Origin of the sequence: [Clostridium] clostridioforme AGR2157 (assembly GCF_000424325.1) — a bacterium.
Lineage (GTDB): Bacteria > Bacillota > Clostridia > Lachnospirales > Lachnospiraceae > Enterocloster > Enterocloster clostridioformis_A.
The window spans coordinates 57,524-77,821 of the sequence record NZ_AUJR01000003.1; the positions used below are offsets into that span (position 1 = coordinate 57,524).

Annotated in this window: 15 protein-coding genes and 1 pseudogene; 14 read left to right on the plus strand and 2 right to left on the minus strand. The window is 38.4% G+C overall.

Annotation, left to right across the window (positions count from 1 at the left end):
* The first annotated feature begins 5 nt into the window (after positions 1-5).
* The 12 genes from G614_RS0100275 (at position 6) to G614_RS0100325 (ending at position 16,225) form a co-directional block, all read left to right on the plus strand.
* On the plus strand, positions 6-443 hold the full coding sequence (locus G614_RS0100275; RefSeq protein WP_027640316.1) for a nucleoside-diphosphate sugar epimerase/dehydratase: 438 nt from the start codon (positions 6-8) through the stop codon (positions 441-443).
* A 22-nt stretch (positions 444-465) separates the two neighbouring features.
* A complete protein-coding gene (locus tag G614_RS0100280; protein ID WP_027640317.1) occupies positions 466-2,619 on the plus strand; it encodes a glycosyltransferase in 2,154 nt (717 codons plus the stop codon).
* Positions 2,620-2,623: 4 nt separating this feature from the next.
* Entirely contained in the window at positions 2,624-4,519 is a 1,896-nt protein-coding gene (locus G614_RS0100285) for a hypothetical protein (protein WP_027640318.1), read from the plus strand.
* A 201-nt stretch (positions 4,520-4,720) separates the two neighbouring features.
* Positions 4,721-6,412 (plus strand): class I SAM-dependent methyltransferase, encoded by a 1,692-nt coding sequence (locus tag G614_RS26430; RefSeq protein WP_044917244.1) that lies wholly within the window; start codon positions 4,721-4,723, stop codon positions 6,410-6,412.
* Positions 6,413-6,914: 502 nt separating this feature from the next.
* Positions 6,915-7,058 carry a hypothetical protein gene (locus G614_RS30960; protein WP_155245002.1) on the plus strand — a complete coding sequence of 48 codons (144 nt, stop codon included), beginning with the start codon at positions 6,915-6,917 and terminating at the stop codon, positions 7,056-7,058.
* A gap of 508 nt (positions 7,059-7,566) precedes the next feature.
* Complete coding sequence (locus tag G614_RS30965; RefSeq protein WP_155245003.1) at positions 7,567-7,965, plus strand: hypothetical protein; 399 nt, start codon at positions 7,567-7,569, stop codon at positions 7,963-7,965.
* A 152-nt stretch (positions 7,966-8,117) separates the two neighbouring features.
* A complete protein-coding gene (locus G614_RS29175) occupies positions 8,118-10,760 on the plus strand; it encodes a LicD family protein (protein ID WP_049948032.1) in 2,643 nt (880 codons plus the stop codon).
* On the plus strand, positions 10,757-11,473 hold the full coding sequence (locus G614_RS0100305) for a glycerophosphodiester phosphodiesterase (protein WP_027640319.1): 717 nt from the start codon (positions 10,757-10,759) through the stop codon (positions 11,471-11,473). The genes G614_RS29175 and G614_RS0100305 overlap by 4 nt, the downstream gene beginning before the upstream one ends.
* A gap of 104 nt (positions 11,474-11,577) precedes the next feature.
* Positions 11,578-12,942: a Gfo/Idh/MocA family oxidoreductase gene (locus tag G614_RS26440; protein WP_044917246.1), complete on the plus strand. Its 1,365-nt coding sequence runs from the start codon at positions 11,578-11,580 to the stop codon at positions 12,940-12,942.
* A 246-nt stretch (positions 12,943-13,188) separates the two neighbouring features.
* The gene (locus tag G614_RS32305) at positions 13,189-13,506 is read left to right on the plus strand and encodes a hypothetical protein (RefSeq protein ID WP_242827960.1); all 318 of its coding nucleotides are present in this window, start codon (positions 13,189-13,191) and stop codon (positions 13,504-13,506) included.
* Between the two features lie 480 nt (positions 13,507-13,986).
* Positions 13,987-15,018: a hypothetical protein gene (locus G614_RS26455; protein ID WP_242827961.1), complete on the plus strand. Its 1,032-nt coding sequence runs from the start codon at positions 13,987-13,989 to the stop codon at positions 15,016-15,018.
* A gap of 307 nt (positions 15,019-15,325) precedes the next feature.
* A complete protein-coding gene (locus tag G614_RS0100325; protein ID WP_242827962.1) occupies positions 15,326-16,225 on the plus strand; it encodes a hypothetical protein in 900 nt (299 codons plus the stop codon).
* Here G614_RS0100325 and G614_RS0100330 read toward each other — a convergent pair.
* Positions 16,220-17,152 (minus strand): phosphatase PAP2 family protein, encoded by a 933-nt coding sequence (locus G614_RS0100330; protein WP_027640321.1) that lies wholly within the window; start codon positions 17,150-17,152, stop codon positions 16,220-16,222. The genes G614_RS0100325 and G614_RS0100330 overlap by 6 nt on opposite strands.
* Positions 17,153-17,268: 116 nt before the next feature.
* Here G614_RS0100330 and G614_RS0100335 point away from each other — a divergent pair, with 116 nt between their 5' ends.
* A complete protein-coding gene (locus G614_RS0100335; RefSeq protein WP_027640322.1) occupies positions 17,269-18,339 on the plus strand; it encodes a mannose-1-phosphate guanylyltransferase in 1,071 nt (356 codons plus the stop codon).
* A 22-nt stretch (positions 18,340-18,361) separates the two neighbouring features.
* Positions 18,362-20,077, plus strand: a complete 1,716-nt coding sequence (locus tag G614_RS0100340; protein ID WP_027640323.1) for a phospho-sugar mutase — start codon at positions 18,362-18,364, stop codon at positions 20,075-20,077.
* 13 nt (positions 20,078-20,090) lie between these two features.
* Here the strand turns inward: G614_RS0100340 and G614_RS34890 are convergent.
* Positions 20,091-20,183, minus strand: a pseudogene (locus G614_RS34890) (AAA family ATPase); the annotation flags it as partial.
* Positions 20,184-20,298: the final 115 nt, after the last annotated feature.

Below are 20,298 nucleotides of genomic sequence, written 5' to 3' on the forward strand. Positions count from 1 at the left end.
ACGAGATGAGTGACATAAACATTGAAAATATTATGAATGAAATCAGAGCGAATATTGTGCCTGATGCAGAACAGTTTGATGTAGTACAGATGCAAAATGACTCAATGTCAGCTTATCATAGGAATATATTAGGTAGGCTCGAGAATTCTAATGAAGTTGTCGTATTTGGAGTTGGGCGTTATGGGAAGATGATTATGAAGGCATTAAAAGCTGGAGGAATTGAAGGAATTAAGTGCTTTTGCGATAATAATCCTAATATTGCGGGATTAAATATTGAGGGACTTCCGATTGTTAGGCCGGAAGAGGCCTTTAAAAAATACCCGGATGCTGTATTCGTTATTACAGCAATAAATTACCCTGTCGAAATTACTGCCCAACTGTTAAAAATGGGGGTAGATGTAGAAAAGATACTTTTTTATAATTTTGCTAGAAGTGGTTTATAAATTGATGTTGAGGAAAAAAACGATGAATATTTTAGTGGCGATAAATAGGCAATATATTTCAAAATTAGAGGTTCTATTGGAATCTTTATTCACAAACAATTCTGTTGAAACAAATGTATATTTACTACATTCAGAATTAGATGATACTGACGTAATGAGATTACAAGACTTTTGTAAGAAGAAAACTGATGATTTAAATATACATAAAAAGCTGAACGCGATATTAGTAGAAGGCAGTATATTTTGTGATGTGAAAATTGATATTCCAGGTTTGAGCATAGAAACGTATTATCGATTGCTCGCGGCCGAGATTTTACCTCCTGATATTGATAGGATATTGTATTTAGATGCGGATATAATTGTGGATGGTTCATTGGAGGAATTTTATAATATAGATTTTTGCGGAAATGCTGCTGCTGTGTGTGCGGATACCATTGCAAATTTTAAAGAGAATATACGAAGTAGAATTGGTTTGTCAAAGGAAGGAACTTACTTCAACGCTGGTGTTATTTTGATGAATATGAGTGCCTGGCGGAAGGTAGTAACACGTCAAAAAGTAATAGAAATACTGCAGAGTGGTAAGAGCTTTCCGTTTCACGACCAAGATATATTGAATATATTATTAGATAAAAAGCTTGTATATGTAAATGCGTTTGTGTATAATTTCGAGGTGGTGCTGGCAAGAGATTATTCTGAGTATTATAGAAATATTGTATTGCCTTTAAAGCAAAAACCCATTATTTATCATTATGCTGGTGACCATAAGGCGAAACCCTGGAATATTGGATATAACTGTGCTGATTTTAATAAGTATTATTGGAAATATGCAGGAGCCCTAATTAGCCAAAGGGAAGGTTTAGTGGATTTAAACGGGCAAGTGGAAGAATATAAAAGGGAATTAGAGTATCTACAAGCCAGAGTTGACAAATTTAAACGTTATTTTGATATTACAAATCACTGGTTGGAATTAAAAAACAATGGAAAAAGTATCGGGGATTACTTTCAGAGAAATAACATAGTTCATATTGTAATTTATGGTTGGGGAGAATTAGGACATAGATTACATGAGGAGTTGAAGAAAAGTGAAATCTGCGTTGATTATGTTATTGATAGCAATAAAAAAAGAATAGCCGATATTTCAATAAAATGCCTGTCTGATGATATATTGCCCGAAACAGATGCAGTTGTGGTAACACCGATTATGGATTTTGAAACGGTATCGAATGAATTAAAACAAAGATATTCATGCCCGATTATATCAATAGAAGAGGTAATCAGCTCTTTTGAAAAATCAATCTCAAAAAATCATGAAAAGTTTGTATCCGTAATTGTACCCATTTATAATGGAACAAGTTATGTCGAGGGCATTATAAAAATGCTTGAACGTAATTATAGTATTGACACTGAGATGAAGATAGAACTTATAATTGTAAATGATAAACCAGATGATTTTGTTGATCTGTCTTCTATATTGACAAAAGTCTTAGATGTTCAAGTGATAAATCATCAAGAAAATAAGGGTATACATGAATCGCGGGTAGATGGCCTGAGAGCTGCTTCTGGAAGATATATTGTATTTTTGGATCAAGATGATATTTTAGAGGACAATTATTTACATAGCCAGTTAGCGCAAATTCAGGAAGGGGATGCAGTTGTATGTAATGGTTATACAACGGATAGGGAATACAGAGGCCTGATTTATCCTCATTTCGGTAGAATAGAGTTTTGCGTGGACGAATGGTCTGCACTTGTATGCGATAATAGGATTATATCTCCAGGGCAGGTAATGATAAAAAAAACAGCGATACCAGAGTGCTGGAAACGCTATATTTTGAAAAAGAATGGAGTAGACGACTATTTCCTGTGGATTAGCATGTTTGAAAAGAGAGCTAAGTTTATTATTAATGAAGATAAGATTTTTACTCATACATTTTGTGGGAATAATTTGTCAAATAACTATGCTAAAATGAAAGAGGCAATGGAAGAGTTTGTTGAAGTATTATCGAAATCAACAGATATTTTTGATTCGTTAACCTTAAGAGACTTTTTTTGTAAAATATATTCGTATCATATCATGGAGCTCAAATGGGGATGGAATTTATGGGAAGAGGACTTGGAAGGTTTTGAAGAAGTACACAAATTAGTTACTGATATGCGCGAGCAAATAAATAGGTAGGAAGATGACGAGACAGCAGAGTATATTAGATAATTTTCATAAAAATTTTCATAAGTATTTGGGAGAGAAAATACTAATTTATGGAAAAGGGGCATATGCAAGGTTAATCATTGAGAATTTTAAAGAATATTCGTTTACGGGTATTATAGATAGACTGGATCTTGAGGGGAGTTACTATGGTATTCCGGTTTTAAAGCATGATGAGGTTGTCCAATCAGGCTCGAGGGTTATGATAATTGCAGCGAGTTTGAATAATACGGAGATTATAAGGAAACGGGTAGGAAATTTTTGCATAAAGAATCATATAAAGTTGTATTCGGTGGATGGAAGAATACTAAATGTTGATGATTGTGTGATCCCTGTAAGGGACCATGAAAGTCACTGGATATCACAAAAAAAACTTCGAGAAAGTATTGATGAGCATGATATAGTTTGTTTTGATTTACAAACAATATTAATGGAGAATATTGGTAAAAATGGTTTTTTTTATACTGTTCGAAAAGTACTGATAGATGATTTGAAATGGGCGGCAAATCAAGATAAAAAGGTCGTTTTGTGTATAAAGTCGAGAAGTTCAATAGAGTACAAATTCTTTTGTAGAACATACAAAGATTTGTGCGACAAATTGGTTTTATGTGAAGGACAGGGAGATGAGCTTCTTGTTAGCCTGCAGAATTTAAGGAGGAGCAGTACTAATAAAGATACATTTTTATTTATTGGCAGTGTGGGAGAATGTTTTGCAAAAGATGCAGATTTTTCTGTCTTTCGTATATATTCGCCTATTGAAATGCTTCTTAATAGCTCTTATAGATATTTATATAAAGATACTCAATCTAAATTAGAGATGGTTTATTTACAGGTAATTATTAATCACATTTTTTCTTCTCCATATGCATTGGAAGGTACAAATGGACTTGTCCGAATTCAGAGTGCACATGATATAGGTTATGTTTTTTTAGGTCCTATAGTGCTTGATTTTATGTTTTGGTTTATTTCTCAATTGAAAAAAAATAAAATAAAAAACGTAATTTTTTCAGCAAGAGATGGGTATGTTATACAAAAATTATATTTAGAAATTATTAAAAGTTTGGAACTGAAGGATTTACCGGGGTCTATATATTTTTATACATCTAGACGAGTATGTAATATGATTCGCATAAATAATGTATCGGACATCAACAGTTTATCAAAGGAGTATTTTTGTGGAAATGTTAAAGAAATGTTGATAAATAGGTTCATGTTAAAGGAGGAAAATTTGTATGAAAGAGAAGTTGACGAATACAGGTCTGATTTTGAGTATATAGAAAGTTTTAGTTCGGAGATTTTAAATAAAGCTAATGTTGTTAAAAAAGGGTATTTAAAATATATAGAGGCATTGGGGGTAGATGCCAACGAAAATACAGCTTTTTTTGACTTATTTGCATCGGGAACATGCCAGTTAGCGCTGTCTAAACTATGTAATAAAAATTTTAAAGGTTTATACTTTTCAAGATTTATTACTGATGATAATGAAAAAAATGAGTTAGATATTGAGAGTTATTTGGAGCCAGATTCTTTTATGGAAGACCACTCTTTATTTATAGAAAGTATTTTGACATCCTTAGAACCAACATTGTCAGATATTGGAAGTGATGGTGAAATTTTATTGGGAAACGAGACAAGAAATAAAGAGGAATTAAAATACGTTCAGAATGCACAGGAGGGTATAATGTTATTTGCTAAAGATGCATTAAAACGATTGGACGGTGTACCGGATATAGAAAGAGATTATGCTCGTGATATATTTGGCATGCTTATAAGTCAATATACTAATATTGAAAATAATACCTTTAAAAATATAATTATAAGAGATGAAATATTAAATAGAAATCAATATTTAGGCGATTTTTATAAATATTGATAATAGGCACAGTAGTACCGACTGACAGTTTAAAATACAAGACGTAAGAATCAAGCTAGTAAAGCTGTATCCGGTTATAGTTTACAAACTCACATGATACAGTACGAATCAAGATATTGTTTTGATAATCTTGGCTTGCTGTTATGTATTGTGCTTGTTATATCGCAGATAGAATATAAAATGACTTTTGGAGGAGATGAAATGGCAGTTCTTCATCAAGAATATTATAAAGGAACAGGAAAAGGGCAAGCAAAAATCCAGGTTAATCGGGATATTCGTTCCTATATTGAGGATAATCCTAGTGGAGACTTTTCACAAGTGCTGGCTATGGATGCTAGATGGCAAGTATTCTATCATTTATCGGATATGAGAGCATCAATCTTAAATTGGTATGAATGGAGTAAGAATGGGTCAATCTTAGAGATTGGTGGGGAATTCGGTGCGTTAACAGGACTACTTTGTAAGCATGGTAAGCATGTGACAACAATTGAATATGGATTGTTTAAAGCAGAAACTATCTGTAAACGCCATTCGAATAGAGAAAATTTGGATGTATATGCTGGCAATTTGTTTGATATGGAATTTGCAGAAAAATTTGATTATATTGTGATGATTGGCAGTTTGGAACGTCAATGTGGAGGGAGTAATTCCCTTGAAGATTATCATAGATATATGAAGAAGATTGTGACATTGCTTAAACCAAATGGAAAGCTTTTGGCAGCTGTGGAAAACCGATATGGACTTCGTTACTTCTGTGGTGAAGTGGAAACCTACACGGGAAAGCCATATGCTGGAATTAATCATTATCCGCAAGGGGCTAGAGGTTATACATTTAGCAAAAAGGAACTATATGATATAATGTGCAGTGCAGGATTTAAAGCTGTGAAGTTTTACTATCCACTGCCAGATTATAAATTGCCTCAAATGATTTATTCAGATGAATTTTTACCTCAAAAGGATTTAGGGGAGCGTTTGTTATTTTATCATCTCAATAAAAATACATTGGTGGCTTCGGAAAATAATTTGTATGAGGATTTGATTGATAATCATGTATTTCCATTTTTTGCAAATTCGTATCTTACGGAGTGTAGCCTAGATGGGAAATATAGTACTACCATATTTGCAGCAGTTACAACTGATAGGGGAAAATATCATGCTATGTCTACGAGTGTATTTTATAGTTCAGGAGGGGAGGAGCGTAGAGTAAGAAAGAGGGCGTTGTACCGAGAGGGGATATCAAATGTACGAGCAGTTTATGATAATATGATGGAGCTAAAGAAGCATGGAATTACTATTGTTCCTCATTATTTGGAAAATGATGATATAATTATGCCGTTTATACCTAAAATAACATGTTCAGATTATCTTAGAAAGTTAGTAATGTTAGGGGATGGAGATGCATTCGAATTAATATTTGAATTAATATATCAAAATATACTAAAATCTTCAGAACTAGTTCCAGCGGAAGAAAATAAGTTTCCTGAAGTGGGGGGAAACGTAGTGGAATATGGGCCTATCCTTAAGAGGTGCTATGTGGATATGGTTCCATTTAATTGTTTTTATGTAAATGGAAAGCTACTATATTTTGATCAGGAATTTGTTATGGAAGATTATCCAGCTTTATACCCGATGTATAGGGCATTAATGTATACATATTATTTTATACCAGATGCAGAGAAACTTGTTCCCATACATGAGATGAAACGGCGATATGGATTAATTGAATTGTGGGATGTTTTCCAAAAAGAGGAAGATAGGTTTGTGTCGGACAATCGTAGGCATGAGGTATATCAAAATTTTTATAAGTGGATTGGTGATGATTTAACTCGGATAAACTGTAATGCAGAGTTATTATTGAAATCAGAATTTTTTCATGAATGTGATGCAGATTGATGATATAAGTGGCAATATTAGTTGCTGAACAGGTTCGTCTGCAACAGTGGGCCGATCTAAAAACCCGTGCGGGCAGCGCTGTCTGATAGTGGTCTGCCAATTCCTGATAAGAGCGGTTTACGACAGGGTCTTCATACTTTTTGTTACTGAGAATCCCGACTTTTAAATTATCCGGGTTCAGTATAACCTTATCATAAAGGGTGAGCGCGGTTCCTGCCCAGTCCACCATAAGCTTGTCACCAGGTTTGTGCTGGATATGCATCGTCAGTTTATTCTGTGGACATAATCCTGATACAGTTTACAGTACTGGGAGTAGCCATAGGGCGGCTTGCCGGCATACCGGCAGGTATCTACATACTCCTGCCATAATAGCTTAAATGTAAACGCTCCAACGCCGGCATCTTGTACAGTTTCCCAACCTCTGACATAATAGTTCCATGAACTATAAAGTCTAAAAAAGTTAAGTACTATACTTTTTTGACTCTAATTCAGGAGGTTAGTCATGAGAACAGAAACCAGTTTAGTCGCTGAACAGGTTCGCCTACAACAGTGGGCTGATCTGATCAAGGAATGTCAAAGTCGTCCAACTGATATGAATGTAGAAACCTGGTGCAGTCGGCACGGCATTACAAAGGCCAATTACTAAGATCAGTACCAGATGCTGATGCAGGGATTGGAAGTCATTGCAAAGAACCCCATTTCAGAAATGAGGAATCCGCCAAAAGCTATGTGATTTTGTGCAATTCTCCGATTTTTAAATTTATGAATTGTTATATCAAAGCTTGATCATGCGACAATTCATGGTGTTATCCCCAGACTGTTCCGTTCCCTGTGAATTACAGCCTTCGCGGGGATGGTAATTACAGACTGTTGTGGATAACAGTTTCAAAAAACCAATAATTACCAGCTGTTTTTCGGCTCCTTAGAATTGTTATCCGCCAGAGAATATCCTAAAACTACAAAAATAAGGCTCAACGGGCCATGCAAAATGGCCCGAAACTTGTCAAGGTACCGGCTTTGGTGCGTTTACGCTACAGTGTTATGCCACTCTTAAGTAACTCCTTATGGATGTAGACAAAATCAGGCGTAACAAGTCATAATTATTCAAATCGTGTTTATGAAGGCTGTCAGTGCATTTTTGGATTGGAATTTATATGGTATTAAATATTTTGTATAGTGTTAGTTTAAAGCATGTGCCATTCGTTGACATATTGATATTGGTTTCTGGTTTTTTAATCAGGGTATTATATGGTGGGGTAATATTGAATATCGAAATTTCCTCTTGGTTATATTTAACTGTAATAGCAGCAGCTTTTTATTTGGCTCTGGGAAAGCGGAGAAATAAATTTACTCATTATGGTGTATTACATAAAAACAATAGATCGAATGACAATAGATGTGATTTGGAGCGTTCCACTAGTCATGATACTTTTATGAGATATAGTTTTGATATTGAAAAAGGCTCTTTTGGGGATCCTGTTGAAGTTATTTTTCATAATAAAATTTTATTATTATTAATGGCATTAGATTGCTACTATTTATTGTTTTTATAATATTTTAAGTGAATAATGTATAATCTAAGCTTGAAGATATATTTTCGATTATTTTTTACAGTTTGGGGCTAATTGTTGGGTGGAAATGAAATCGAACCGAACCAGATGGACTGTAATGAAGGATTATTACTGAACTTGGAAGGGAAAATATCATGATTGACGTAAAGGCAGACAATTTATGTGGTTACACAGTTCCGGTGAGAACTAGGAAAACAAGGGCAGTACAGATGGAACTATTGCAGGTTTTTAAAGAATTCTGTAATGCACACCAGCTTCGTTATTATCTCTGGTCAGGTACATTGTTGGGGGCGGTGCGCCATCAGGGATTTATCCCATGGGATGATGACGTGGATGTTGTTATGCCGCGAAGAGACTATAATACCTTTAAACAACTGGCGGCATCTGAATTAAGCGCTCCATATACGCTTCATACCAACGAAAATGATTCGGGCATATTCCGGGGAAGCATGTGCAGATTACGTAACATCAATACCACAGGAGCCGAATATTGGGAGATTAATGGCAGCAATAATTGGGGAATATGGATAGATATACTGGCTTTGGATTATGTGTTTGAAAATGAGGAAAAGCGTAAGAACCAGCTCCGAAAGATTGCAATATATAAAAGACTTTGTCTGATTCAAACTTTCGGTGAGGGCAGACCGGAATTTCAGACATTATCCAGATTAAAGAAGTATGCATATCGGATGATTATTAAACGGGAAGGCAGGGAAAAGCTTTTAAGAAGCTATGAGGAGGCATGTGCAGCCTGCCCGGAAGAGGAAGGATATTACGTCCGCCCGTTTACTGCGGCTTTTAATGCAGATGATTATCAGGTGTATTACCGGAGTGATTTCAATGAAACAGCGCAGTTATCATTTGAAGGCTGTAAATTCGATGTTCCGGCAGGATATGACCGGTTATTGGGTATGATGATGGGAAAATATATGGAGTATCCATCTGAGGAACTGAGAGTACCGCGTCATACGGGGATTTTTGATCCGGAAACACCGTTCCAAATATATCGCCGCAGGCTGGCGGAAACTTTTAATGGGTTAGAAGGAAAATTAATTGTCATTTTTGGCGCCGGCAATATGTTTGAGGATTATATGCGCAGATTCGGCGGTAGGTTCAGACCTGCATATATTATTGATAATGGACGGGAAAAGTGGGGAAGGTCTGTTCATGGAATTATGGTCTGCGGGCCTGAGAAACTCTTGGAAATTCCTAAAGATAAGCTGCGAATTATAATATGTAATATTTATTACCGAGAGATTGCATTACAATTAGAAAAGATGGGCTTTGATGAGTATTATCTTCATATTGAGAATGTTTACTGGCTGAATGATATCCTGTTTCCGGCCAGGCTTGAAATGAAAGGGGAACCGGAAAGACAGGGAATGGTTTTGCAGGAGCTGAAAGCTGATATAGGGCTTGGTGTAGATGTGGGGTTTGGTTGTGGGGTGGGGTGGGGGGTAAAGCTTTCTCCTGATACCGGAATGATTGAGTCCGGTGATGATACATGGATGGCAACTTACAGGATTTACCATGCGCAAGCGGGCAGTTACCTGAAGCTGAATGATGATGCGTATCGTTATGGAGTTGCTACCTACAATGCAGAAGTAAATGGAACATATATTTATACCTATTGCTACCAAAAGGAAGAAAACTGGACAACCTATAATCACGATTACCATGAATCGCAGCTGAGAGGTGGAAACTATTATTTTAATGACGACAGATATTTCCGCGTCTGCCTGAGAAGGGCAGATGGAGCCTCAATCCCCGCGGACACAGGGATACATCTGGATAATATACTCTCTTTTGTTTCCACATATACGGAATATCAGCCAAAAACATTATTTGCAGACGAAATACGGGATACGGCGACTAAGGTATTAAAGAGAAAGAAAAAGGGAAAGACTCTGACACTGGCTGTTCTGGCTGATACGCATTATGTGGTTGGCGGATGCTGGGAGGATTCGCTTTACAACATACAGGCGGTTCACGAGCAGACTGGTTTTGACGCAGTTGTCCATCTGGGGGATATTACCGATGGAATGGTGCCCAGGGCACTGACAGAAGAATATGTGCATAATGTTATGTCCGGATTACAGAGTGTGGGGACGCCTGTATATCTGGTACAGGGAAACCATGATTCCAATTATTTTTCGGGAAATCCTGAGGTGCTGGATGATGATGAGCAGTTTAACCTGTATCAAGCCGAATTGCCGTCTGATGTGGTACGGGATGGAAAAAGTTTCTGGTATTATGTGGACAGGCCCGATTTGAAGCTTAGGCTACTGTTCCTGGCATCCTTTGACCATCGTGAAAAGGTGCGGTATGGATTTCCGGCAAAGGAACTTAAATGGGTGGAAAGGACACTGGAGGAGACACCGGATGGATATTCCGTATTGGTCTTTGCTCATGTCCCGCCTCTTCCGGAAATCCATTACTGGAGCAATGAAATCAGGAATGGAGAGGAGTTAATCAATATTTTGGAAAGCCACAACAGAGGTGGACACAGGATTATGGCATATGTTCATGGACATAACCATGCTGACCAGATATACGGAAAACGGGATTTTCCGATTATTTCCCTTGGATGTAATAAATGCGAATATTTTATGGATAAGAAGCCGGAAGGCGCTATTGTTTACGAACGGAAGCTGGAAACTGTATCACAGGATCTCTGGGATGTAATGATAATCAATCCTGAGGAAAATCAGCTTGACTTTATCCGCTTTGGTGCTGGCGAGGACAAGCATATACAGAAGAGAGGCAATGAAATATGACAGAAATTTGGGCTCATAGAGGGGCTTCCGGCTATGCGCCGGAAAATACGCTGGAAGCATTTGCGCTGGCGGCAGAGATGGGGGCTGATGGGGTTGAGCTGGATGTTCAGATGAGCCGCGATGGTTACCTGGTGGTGGCCCACGATGAGAGGATTGACAGGGTCAGCAACGGCAGCGGATTAATACGTGATTTTACATTGAAAGAACTGAAGGAGTTTCATTTTAATAAAACCCATCCGGAATACAGGGAGGCCAGAATTCCCACATTGCGTGAAGTATATGAGGCTTTAAAGAACACATCATTGTGGATAAATGTGGAGTTAAAGAATGGAATTTATTTTTATGAGGGGCTAGAGGAACGGGTCTTGGAACTGACAGGCCGGTTAGGGATGGAGAAACGGGTAATCTATTCTTCATTTAACCACCATAGTATGGTTCATCTCAAACAACTGAATCCGGATGCACTTACAGGGCTCCTGTATTCTGATGGAATATATGAAGCATCGGCTTATGCACAGGAAATTGGCGCGGGTGCCCTTCATCCTGCATTCCATAATCTGCAGTATCCGGGAGTTATGGAGCAGGCAAGAGAAAGAGGTCTCAAGGTTCACGTATGGACTGTGAATACTTTGGAACAGGGACAAGCGTGTCTAAAGGCAGAGGTGGATGCAGTTATCACTAATTATCCGGATAAAATGAAAGAACTTTTTTGAAAGGCTGGTTTCCAGCCTTTTCTATTTACTTTTTCTGCCCTGTGAAGTATACTTGGATAAGGTAAAATCGGAGAGAATATGGGTTTTATAAGGATGGAGTGCGAATGAAAAAGGTAATTACATATGGTTCTTTTGATTTGTTTCATGAGGGACATTACCGTTTACTGAAAAGAGCCAAGGAACTGGGGGATTATTTAATTGTAGGAGTAACTACGGAGCACTATGATGAATCCAGGGGAAAGCTGAATGTCATGGACTCCCTGATGGAACGTGTGGAGCATGTCAGGCAGACTGGATTGGCAGACCAGATAATTATTGAGGATCATGTGGGACAGAAGGTAGAGGATATTCAGAAATATGGTGTGGATATCTTTACAGTGGGATCTGACTGGATTGGTGCTTTTGATTATCTGAAGCAGTATTGTAAGGTGGTGTATCTGGAGCGAACGAGAGATGTCTCCAGCACTATGTTGAGGGCGAAGAATTTTTCACTGATACGGCTTGGGATTATTGGGTGTGGCCGCATAGCAAAGCGAATGGTTCCAGAAGTGAAATATGTCAGCGGTATATATGTTGAGAGCGTTTATAACCCCAAAATTGAAAGCGCCAGGAAGTTTGCAGAGGATAATGAACTCAAGTTTTATACGGATAATCTGGAAGATTTTTTTAATCAGATAGACGCGGTTTATATAGCATCACCTCATGGGACGCATTATGAATATGTGAAACAGTCATTAATGGCAAAGAAGCATGTTTTGTGTGAAAAACCTATGGTGCTTAAACGAGACGAGGCAGAGGAACTGTTCGATTTGTCAAGAGAAAAGAATTGTGTTTTAATGGAGGGCATTAAGACGGCTTATTGTCCGGGATTCGTACAGATGTTGAGTATTGCCAGAAGCGGAGTAATTGGCACGATTAGGGATGTGGAGGCATGCTTTACAAAGCTGACCAGTCCTATCTTGAGAGAGTTAACTGATACAGAGACTGGGGGAAGTTTTACGGAGTTAGCCAGTTATACATTATTTGCAATTATAAAGCTTTTGGGAAGTAATTACAAGGAAGTGAAGTTTGACGGATTCTGGGCGCCCAATGGGGTAGACACATTCATAAAGGCATATATTAGATATCCTTATAGTCTTGCAGAATCCAGGACAGGACTGGGTGTTAAGTCAGAGGGACAACTGATTATATCCGGCACTAGAGGATATATTAAGGTGACGGCTCCGTGGTGGAAGACACAGGAGTTTGAAGTGTGTTATGAGGACACTACTCAGAATGAACGGTATTTTGTCAAGTTTTTAGGGGATGGCCTGAGGTATGAAATCAGTGACTTTGTATCGACTATGAATGGTTTTGAAAAGAGTGAGTATAAATTGACAGCAGAGGAATCAATAGCGATTGCAGGAATCATGGAAGAATTTTTAAATATGAGAAATAGGGGGGGGGGGGCAGAGGATGAAAGATTATAATAATAGGGGCATTAAGATGTTTAGATAAAGCGGTAGGTGTCACTATGGATAATATTGACAAGATAGCGACTTGGGAACTTTATAAATTTGACTGTCTGTTTTCCGGGGATGATTACGTGAATAATGAGTCCTGGATTATAGATAAAAAAAGCTGAACCAAGTGGGAGCAGATATTCAGTTTTTCCCATATACGAAAAGTGCCAGCTCCACGCAGATTAAAGAAGCGATGGGCAGGAAGTGATGCTTTTGGAGACAGGAATGATTCGTTTACGGAATCCTGGTGATATTAAGAACAATAGAAATCAAACACTCTTTAATTTAGCATTTGGCGTGTTTCTTGTTTTGTATCTATGGTTTATTTTAGACACGTTTTTTTTGTCAGATGATAGAAAATATGAATTTATAAAAGGTGTTTTAGGGAGCAATCAATGGAACATAATTCAGTTTATATGGGAACGGATTAGCGTTCATGTAGAAATGCATGGCCGTTTTTTTCCAATTACTTCTGTATTTGCTGAAGGGCAGAGATATTGTCGGTCATTTTTTACTTTTTGGCAATGCTGACATATGAGGCTGCATATCCATTTATTCTGCTTATCCTTCTGCTTGTTTTTTATGAAGAGCCATCCCGGAAAGGACAAGTCAGGAAGGCGGCTCCATATTTGATTGTATGGTAAGAGGATTTGTGGTATCCGTATCAGCTCCCCTCCCCTTTGTAAATTGGTTCTTTAGGGAACATTCAGCGAATTCTTTAAGGGAGTTTTTTGCCAGATAAATGTAAGAGATGTATTGCTGGCTGCAGTATTCATATATTTACTTAACGCAATTATTAGGTAATTGCGAAACTCAAAATGCGATTGATGTGGATAACTCTTAAAATTCCAAACGAAGTTATAAGCTTTGCGAGGTCTAATATAAGAACGATTACTGTTAATGAGAAAATCGAGTAAAGTTATACACATTTCCACAGATTTCAAAAAGCAATAAATTGAGGAAGTTTGAGGAGAAGCCATTAAAAAGCAAACGAAAAAACCAGTGTTTTCAATGGTTTCAGAGTTTCGCAATCGCCTAAACGCAATTATAAATAAAAGGAGTAAAGCAGCTGTCAGCAATCATAAATCATATTTCCTTATGGGCATAGGAATTATGTTTGTGGCTTTTCCTGCTATTCTCATGGCGGTATCCGAAAAATATCAGGTTCTGCCAATGGGAGTAGGATATCAGGTTATCATTTATCAGTATTATGGTTGGGGATGTATAGGAACGGTTGTTATAGTGAATGCCTGGAGTTGTTTTTCGGCGAAATTTAAAAATGCTGAAAAGAAGTTAATTGTTTTTGACGGCTTACTTATGCTGATAACAGTGTTAAATGGATTTTCTTTGGAGAAACAGCCGTGCTACGCTTTAAACAGTGGAAGCGGGTGGGTGATAGCAGGCGCTGTTAGTGGGTGGAACAGCCAAACATCTTCGGTGATGGCGGATCAAATCTGGTTATACTGTGATGATGAGTTTGATCGGCTGTTAGTGCCTTCCCCGGACGGACTGGATTTTTTTAATTTAAAGGATGCGGATGAAGTTACACATTGTACGACAGGCAATATCTATTCAATTAAGGATAAGTATTACGATATCAACCAATTAGTCCCAATTAAGTATTGTAAATATAAGCTAGGAACGAGGTTTCCAGTGTCTGTAAACAGGCAGGATATTGGTGCATATTTTTATGGAGGGATTTCAGACCGTGAAGGGGGATTTACGTGGACATCGGATAAGGCAATGGGGATGTATTTTGACTTGGAGGATACAGATTATGAAAATATAAGAGTAGAAATCAATGTAAAGATGATTTATGGGGGAAGGCAGCCGGTCAATATACATGTAAATGGAGTTTGTGTATATTCTGATGTGTTAAGTGGGAAATCTAAAATTGAGTTTGAATGTATCAAGCCTCAGAACGGTATTTTGGATATGCATTTTGATTTTCCGGAAGCGAGATCACCCTGGGAAACAGGAGAGTCTGATGATTTCAGAAAGCTTAGTCTTGCAATGGATGATATGATATTGGAAGGTTTTTAATATAATCTGTCAGTCCGGGAGGAAAGTTATGTCTGTTTCTGCCATACTATTTCTAATATTTGTATTTTTAAAACCGCTGTATCTTTTTCCGTCAGGAGGACTGGGTGTAGGTGATGCAGTACTGGCAGCGGCTTTTCTAAGCGCAATGATACGCAGGTTTAAAAAAAAGCGGCATGGACTTTTATACAGGGAGGATTACTTTTTTTATGCATTTTTAGTATGTGTATTTCTGGTGAATGGCTGGTATTATATTTTGTCTCCTCATAACGATTTCATACGAAATACAGCCTATTGGATTTATGGATGTATGCTGTTATGGACTTTAAGGGAGGTGGCTGGAGAAAAGAACTTTCTGCTGTATCTGAATCGAATACTGAAGCTTATATTAGTTGTTCAGCTGGCGGTTTATGTCTTAGGAGCAGGGCGTATTTATTATGAATACTGGGATGCGAACAGGTATATGGGTACATTTAACAATCCAAATCAGATGGCATATGTGCTGTTTTTGACTATCCTCTTGATTTATTTTTATGATAGTGAGCACCATAGACGCTCGTTCTGGCTGTTTTATATTATCGATGGCTTTCTGGTTCTGCTTACAAAATCAACGGGCATTTTTTTAGGATGGATGCTGTTGGCTGCGGGGATTGGTTGTATTTGTATTTACAGGCAGTATAAAGCTGGACGGATATCCGGCAGATTTTTGTGTTGTATGGGCGGAATTCTTGCAGCGGCATTGATAATCGGTCTTTGGATGATTTGGCCGGAGCAGGGGTTTACCATACAAGATAAAGAGTATAATATTCTTACAAGGATTCAGGAGAAGCTGGCGCTGCTTTCACAGGGAGGGGTCAGAAAGCTGATAATTGACCGTGGCGGAGAAAAGATACTTTATTATCCACAATATCTTCTGTATGGGGCGGGCGAAGGTTCCTTTGAACGTTTTCCGCTGGCAGTGGTGTGGAAAAGTGAAATTCACTCAACCCTGTTCAGTATATGGTTTTCCTACGGTATAATACCTATGGTCCTGATTATGGTGTGGCTTTGGAGGAACGTAAAATGTGCGCCTGTATACTATTGGCCTGTTTATATGGCTCTTTTGGCGGAAAGTATGACAGTAATTAACTATCGTCAGCCATTTTTCTGGATGATACTGGCCTATGCCGGTATAAAATCGGCCAGTCATAATTACGGAGAGGGCTCATAGATTTCGAGTCAAAATCGGATAGATTGCAGTAATATAAAAAGGTATGATAAAACCATTGATGAATGCAGCTTTGGGAGGGCTGATAAAAGAGGATATTAAGGATGGAAATGTCTTGAATAGTAGCGTTAAGCCCATCATACCCAGTAAATAGCGATATAATTTGGTTTGCCAGGTTCCTCTGGTTTCGTTATAATGAATCAACTTTCTATCAAGAATCCATCCGTAAGCCAGACCAATGATACCACCACACCCACGGAAGCAGCCATTTATCATTTGCTGGGGATTTACAAGCAGCTGCCCATCAATATAATCCAGAGGATAGGATTTGTTTTTGGCATAGAATATCAGAAGAATGGATGCTAGTGTTATGCAACCGGCAGTAATCCAGTCCCGTCCTCTTTTTTTATCTGCCCAGATTAGGAGATAATGAGTACCGTAGAGAATGAATCCTCCTAAAATAAGGGACACTATTACATCTTGGGGAGTATGGACGCCTAAATAGTTGCGGGAAAAGCCAACAGCAAGTATAATGAGTAGCAGAAAGCTTGCTATTGGTTTATTCCTTTTGAAATCATGTACAGCTAGGCCGCCCCATACAGCCATGGCTTTGGCAGTATGTCCACTGGGAAAGGAGTATCCACTGGCCCCGGGCCTGGCAGACTCTACAGGGGTTATCCTGCTATCACGAATCCATGGCCTGTAAGCACAGACAGTTATTTTAATGGCCTGGTTTATAAAGTTTCCCAGGTGGAAATTGAAGAGAAGGTATAAGGCAGACTGTTTGCGGACACACCAGTATATGCCGGAGATGAGGGACATAATTATAAAATCTTCTCCGAAAGTGGTGGTAAAAAGAAATAAGCTGTTAAAGACCTGGTGTGTGATGGAACGGAGTGATTGAAGCGAAAGCAGATAGTCGATATCCATGAAATTCTCCTTTTAGTATTAGTTGGAATTATTATAAACGGGAAAACAGTAAGGGTCAATATATGATCTTATCAAAGCAACAATAAGTAAAAGTTTGAGCTTGGAGGGAAATAAGGATGAATATAACAGCGTTAATAATGGCCGGAGGGCGCGGAGAACGTTTTTGGCCTAGAAGCCGGAGAAATATGCCAAAACAGTTTCTGACCATTACAGATGATGGTAAGACGATGATTCAGCTGACTGTTGAGAGAATAGCTTCATTGGTAAAGATGGAGGATATTTATATTGCAACAAATAAAGACTATAGGAATCTGGTACTTGAACAGCTTCCGGGCATACCGGAGGATAATATACTGTGTGAGCCTGTAAGCCGTAATACCGCGCCATGTATTGGACTGGGAGCTGTCCACATTGCCAAAAAGCATAAAGATGCCCTGATGTTAGTTTTACCTTCTGATCATTTGATTAAATTTAATAAAATGTTTGTTTCTACATTAAGAGATGCCTGCCGTATAGCGGAAATGGGAGACAATCTGGTTACCATTGGCATCATGCCTGATTATCCGGAAACGGGATATGGGTATATTAAGTTTAATAATCATGAAATGGAGGGCCGCGCATATAAAGTAGAACGGTTTGTGGAAAAGCCAAGCCTGGAGGCAGCGAAAGAATATCTGGCTACGGAGGAGTATTTGTGGAATAGCGGAATGTTTATTTGGAAGGTTTCCTCCATTTTGAAAAATATAAAGAAATTTATGCCTGCTATGTACAAAGGACTGGAGCAAATACAGTCTGCTATCGGTACAGATGAGCAGCAGATGGTGTTGGAACAGGAATTTAATAAAATGGAATCCCAGTCCATTGACTACGGCATAATGGAACGGGCAAAAGATATCTATATATTACCAGGTGCTTTTGGATGGGATGATGTAGGCTCCTGGCTGGCAATTGAGCGTATTAAAAAATCAAATGAATTTGGAAATGTAGTGGATGGAAATGTCATTACAGTAAATACTCATAATTGTATAATTCAGGGAGACAGAAAACTGATAGCTGCTGTTGGCCTTAAGGACATAGTTGTGGTAGATACGGAAGACGCTATTTTGATTTGTGAAAAGGATAGTACGGGGGATATAAAAAGGGTATTAGAGAATTTAAAGATTTGTAACCGTGATGAATATATATAGACGAATTAAGGAGCAGGGTAAGGTGACAGAGAGAGCAAGGGACACATACAAATACTGGCTTAATCAGAATCTGGAAGATATAGAACTTACAAAAGAATTGGAGGCAATCAGCCAGGACGCTAAGGCCATCGAAGAACGTTTTTACAAAGATTTGGAATTTGGGACCGGAGGCTTAAGGGGGATAATGGGAGCTGGGACCAATCGTATGAATGTTTATACAGTTGCCAGAGCCACCCAGGGATATTGCAGTTATTTGAAAAAAAAATATTCTGGGGAAATTCATGTCTCCATAGCATATGACAGCCGATTAAATTCAGAATATTTCGCCAGAACTGCAGCAGGTGTGTTTGCTGCAAATAAAATCATAGTTCACATATATCCGGAATTAATGCCGACTCCCTCGCTGTCATTTGCAATACGGCAGCTGCACTGTAATGGCGGCATTGTTATTACGGCAAGCCATAATCCTTCAGAATATAATGGCTATAAGGTGTATGGAAAAGACGGATGCCAGATAACGACTGGGACTGCAAAGGAGATTCAGAAGGAAATAAGCCGGGTTGACATGTTTGCAGATGTGGCTCGGATGTCATTTGAGAAGGCTCAGGCAGAAGGATTGGTTGCCTATATTGGCAAAGAAACAGTAGATGCATTTATTCAGGCTGTTTCAGAACAGGCATTATGCGAAACGGGAATGAAAAAGGATATATCTATTGTTTATACTCCGTTGAATGGAGCTGGAGGGTATTGTGTTAAGAGAGTGTTGAAGGAAAATGGTTTTCAAAATGTTTATGTCGTAAAGGAACAAGAAATGCCGGATGGATGTTTTCCAACTTGTCCCTATCCGAATCCTGAAATTGAGCAGGCGATGGAATTGGGAATTCGCGATGCAAAGCGTTTGAACTGTGATTTGCTGCTGGCAACCGACCCGGATTGTGACCGGGTCGGTGTGGGGGTAAAGTCTGGATGTAAATATTTGCTGTTAAGCGCCAATGAAATCGGTATGCTGCTGCTTGAGTATATTTGCAAACGAAGGAATGCCGGCGGCAGTATGCCCTGCCGGCCTCTTATGATGAAGACCATAGTTACCATCGATATGGCTGAGCGGATTGCATCTGATTATGGGGTAGATACAGTGAATGTGCTGACTGGCTTTAAATATATTGGGGAACAAATAGGACTTTTGGAGGAAAAGGGAGAGGAAGAACGGTTTATATTTGGATTTGAAGAAAGCTATGGATATCTGTCCGGCAGCTATGTCAGGGATAAGGATGGTGTAGGCGCTTCCCTTTTGATTAGTGAAATGGCGGCATATTATAAAAACCAGGGAAAAGGATTAAAAGAAGTACTGGATGAATTATATGCAAAATATGGATATTGTCTCAATACCCTTCACTGCTATACCTTTGAAGGCATGGAAGGAATTAAAAAAATGGATGGAATCATGAGTGGATTCAGAACCGCGGCTCCAAGTCAAATTGGAGGACTGAAAGTGATATCCATCAGTGATTATAAAGAGTCCCTGATTAAATATAGGGATGGAAGGGAGAATCAAATTGAGCTCCCTAAATCTAACGTGATGAAGTTTATGTTAGAAGGAAATGCATCCATGGTGGTCAGACCTTCGGGTACAGAGCCAAAGTTAAAGTTATATTTTTCAATCTGCGCAGATACCGAAGAAGACGCTAAACAATTGGAGATGAAGATAAAAGAGGATATTGAAAAGGTACTCTATTAGAGACTCTGCTATTACGCATATACTTGGTGGTGATATAGTGCCTGCATGCCTCCATGCCGAAAGCGCAGCTCCTGCAGGTCCTGCCGCATCCAGTAGCTCCTGTAATAGCCTACTTTCTTCTGGATTAATTCTGCAGCAGCGCTTTTTCTGCTATTTTCATCACAAAATGGTTTAATTTCAACGTTTTTTGACAATTTATCCATATATCGTGTATTATGTAA